Source organism: Streptomyces boncukensis (assembly GCF_011045075.1).
Lineage (GTDB): Bacteria > Actinomycetota > Actinomycetes > Streptomycetales > Streptomycetaceae > Streptomyces > Streptomyces boncukensis.
This window is the reverse complement of the sequence record NZ_JAAKZZ010000684.1, coordinates 1-3,253: the sequence shown is the minus strand read 5'-3', so window position 1 is coordinate 3,253 and position 3,253 is coordinate 1. Positions and strand designations below refer to the sequence as shown.

General features: G+C 73.1%; 3 protein-coding genes and 1 pseudogene. 3 read left to right on the top strand and 1 reads right to left on the bottom strand.

The window, feature by feature from the left end; all coding sequences use genetic code 11:
• The 3 genes and pseudogenes from G5C65_RS34210 to fxsA form a co-directional block, all read left to right on the top strand.
• Positions 1-825: pseudogene (locus G5C65_RS34210) on the top strand (hypothetical protein); the annotation flags it as partial.
• Positions 822-1,589: a glycosyltransferase gene (locus tag G5C65_RS34205; protein WP_165302953.1), complete on the top strand. Its 768-nt coding sequence runs from the start codon at positions 822-824 to the stop codon at positions 1,587-1,589. The pseudogene G5C65_RS34210 and the gene G5C65_RS34205, both read left to right, overlap by 4 nt.
• Before the next feature lie 17 nt (positions 1,590-1,606).
• On the top strand, positions 1,607-2,278 hold the full coding sequence (gene fxsA / locus G5C65_RS34200; protein ID WP_165302952.1) for an FxsA family membrane protein: 672 nt from the start codon (positions 1,607-1,609) through the stop codon (positions 2,276-2,278).
• A gap of 152 nt (positions 2,279-2,430) precedes the next feature.
• Here fxsA and G5C65_RS34195 read toward each other — a convergent pair whose 3' ends face one another.
• On the bottom strand, positions 2,431-2,820 hold the full coding sequence (locus G5C65_RS34195; protein ID WP_165302951.1) for an RNA polymerase-binding protein RbpA: 390 nt from the start codon (positions 2,818-2,820) through the stop codon (positions 2,431-2,433).
• Positions 2,821-3,253: the final 433 nt, after the last annotated feature.

Genomic DNA, 3,253 nt, shown 5'->3' with positions numbered 1-3,253 from the left:
GCCCTGGCGTTCCCACCCTACGGCCTGTGGCCGCTCTCGCTCCTCGCCGTGGCCGCCCTCAGCCTGCTCACCCGGGGTCGTACGGGGCGCCAGGGCGCCTGGCTGGGCTTCGCCTTCGCCAACACGGGCTCGCCCTACACCCCGCTTGCCGCGCTCGGCGGCGCCCCCCTGGCCACCTTCGCCGCGACGGGGGCCGCCGTGTCCGTCCCGGCCGAGGCCGACGACGCGACGCATCACCGTGGCAAGGCAACCCCCGACCTCGCCGAGCGCGTCAGACAGGGCAAGGAGAAGCGTCCCGACCTCGTCATCTGGCCGGAGAACGCCTCCGATCCGGACCCGTACGAGCGGCCACGGGCGCGCCGCGCCATCGACCGGGCGGTCGGGGAGATCGGCGTGCCCGTGCTCGTCGGGGCCCTCGTCGACCACCCCGCCAAGGAGGGCTATGTCGAGAACCAGGGCATCGTCTGGGCAGCGGGCCCCCCGGGACTTCCGCCCCGGCGGCCGCACCGGGGTGCTCCAGGTCGGTCCGGCCCGGCCCGAGCAGCAGCTCGTGATGTCCAAGCTGCGCGCCGCCGACAGCGCACCCGGGAGTTCACCCAGGGCGTGACCACCGGCAGCCTCCCGCTCCGGGACGGCCGCACGGTCGCGGACCGTGCGGGTGCCGCACCGGAGTGGACGCTCGCTATCGTGGGCGCGCTGTCCTGCGCGGGAGCCTGGATCCCCGCCCGCAGGAACCGCGAGAGCGGCCGGCCCGGCACCGCCGGAGGGCCGCGCACCAGCAGCACCACCCAGCAGGAAGCGCGACAGGAGGAACAGCACCAGTGACGGACGGCGGACAGCGGCGTTACGGGCCGCTCGGCACGGCCCTGGTCATCATCCCGACCTTCAACGAGGCCGACAACATCAAGCCGATCGTCTCGCGCGTGCGTGCGGCCGTTCCCGAGGCGCACGTCCTCGTCGCCGACGACAACAGCCCGGACGGCACCGGCAAGGTCGCCGATGAGCTGGCGGCCGAGGACGAGCACGTCTACGTGCTGCACCGGAAGGGCAAGGAGGGCCTGGGCGCCGCCTATCTCGCGGGCTTCCGCTGGGGCATCGACCACGGCTACGGCGTGCTGATCGAGATGGACGCCGACGGCTCCCACCCGCCGGAGGAGCTGCCCCGGCTGCTCACCGCGCTCGGCGGCGCCGACCTGGTCATCGGCTCCCGCTGGGTGCCCGGCGGCCGCATCGTCAACTGGCCGAAGTCCCGGGAGTTCCTCTCCCGGGGCGCCTCCACCTACTCCCGGCTCCTCCTCGACGTGGACGTACGCGACGTCACCGCGGGCTTCCGCGCCTTCCGCAAGGAGACGCTGGAGGGCATCGGCCTGGACACCATCGCCTCCCAGGGCTACTGCTTCCAGGTCGACCTCACCCGCCGGACCGCGCACGCCGGGTACCACGTCGTCGAGGTCCCCATCACCTTCGTCGAACGCGAGATCGGGGACTCCAAGATGAGCCGGGACATCATGGCCGAGGCCCTGTGGCGGATCGCCGCCTGGGGCGTCGAGGACCGGGTGAAGAAGGCCCTCGGCCGGAAGCGGACCTGAACCGGCACACTTGAACCATGACGACGCGCTCACCCTTCCCGTACGAGCCGCCGAGCGAGGGCGGCAGCGGCCCCGGCTCCGGCGGCCGTTCCGGTGGCCCAGCCGGCGGGCCGGCCGGCGGCCCGGGGGAGCGGCCCCGCCGCTCCAGGGCCCGCACGCTGCTGCCGCTGGCCGTCGCCGCCTGGGCGGTGCTGGAGATCTGGCTGCTCACCGTGGTGGCGGGCGCGGCGGGCGGGTTCACCGTGCTGCTGATCCTCGTCGCGGGCTTCGTGCTCGGGGCCGCCGCCATCAAGCGGGCCGGGCGCCGCGCCTGGCAGAACCTGGCCGAGACCGTCCAGCGCGCCCAGGACCAGGCCCGTGCGGGCGCCGCGCCCGACCTGGACCCCGTCGACGGCGGCAAGGGCGGCAACGGGACGGCGATGCTCGGCGGACTGCTGCTGATGATCCCCGGGCTCGTCTCGGACGCGGTCGCGCTGCTCTGCCTCTTCCCGCCCACCGCGTCCCTGCTGCGCCGCGCCGCGCAGCGGACCGCCGAGCGCTCCGCGGTCCGGCACCACGGGCCCGGCAGCCTCGGCGAGGCGTACCAGCAGGCGCGCAGCGCCGAGGAGCAGATCCGTATCCACCGCCCCGACGGCAAGGTCGTCCCGGGCGAGGTCGTCCGCGACGACGAGCCGCCGTCCCAGGGCTGACCCGCCCCAGGGCCGACCCGGTCCGCGGCTGACCCGGTCCGCGGCTGACCCGGCCCGCGGCGCCGTGCGAACGGCGGCCGGTGCCGGAACAGCGAGAGGGCCTCAGACCACGCGGTGTGGTCTCAGGCCCTCTCGCTGGGTGCCGACTGGTGTCAGGCCGACTTGCGCTTGCCCCCGTCGCTGTCGTCGCGGGGGTGCACCGCGATGTTCATGGTGCCGGAACGGAGCACGGCCAGCCGCTCTTCGAGGACCTCTTCGAGCTCCTCGCGAGTGCGGCGCTCCATCAGCATGTCCCAGTGCGTGCGCGCCGGCTTTCCCTTCTTCTCTTCCGGACCCTCGCCGTCCACCAGAAGTGCCTGTGCGCCGCACACCTTGCACTCCCACTCGGTCGGGATCTCGGCCTCTACCGAGAACGGCATCTCAAAGCGATGGCCGTTCTGGCATGCGTACTCCACGGCCTGGCGCGGGGCCAGGTCGATGCCGCGGTCGGTCTCGTAGCTGGTCACCACGAGTCGCGTGCCGCGAAGAGCTCGCTCACTCATGAATTCGTGCCTCCCGGGCTTGTCGCCCACAGGACAGGTGTCGCTGTCGTCGTCTTCCGGTCAACGTCCGGCCGGCGGTGAAGATTCCCGTATCGGGACATGCGTCGCCCGTCGCTCCCGCCGCTTCGTTGAATATGCGGTACCCCCCGGTGACCGGTTTGTCACAACTGACAGGAGATGTCACCCACAGTTCGCATCTCTATGGTGTGCAGTAACGGTCCATCCGGTGAGCCGGAGGCGTACACTACCGCCCCTGCCTGTCCGGGGCTAAATCCGCTGCGGAACCGGGTGACGGGCGGCCGTCGCCGCACACCTCACCCGTACCCCTCACAGCGCCGCGCAATCCCCTCCCAGGCGGGCACGGCGCGGGACCGTACGGGCACCGGGAGCCCGGCGAAAACCCCGTGCCCCGCGTGGGAGCCCTCTGGCATGC

Excerpts from the sequence above, each read along its gene's own strand:
- fxsA (WP_165302952.1), top strand. The coding sequence starts at position 1,607 with ATGACGACGCGCTCACCCTTCCCGTACGAGCCGCCGAGCGAGGGCGGC.
- G5C65_RS34195 (WP_165302951.1), bottom strand. The coding sequence starts at position 2,820 with ATGAGTGAGCGAGCTCTTCGCGGCACGCGACTCGTGGTGACCAGCTAC.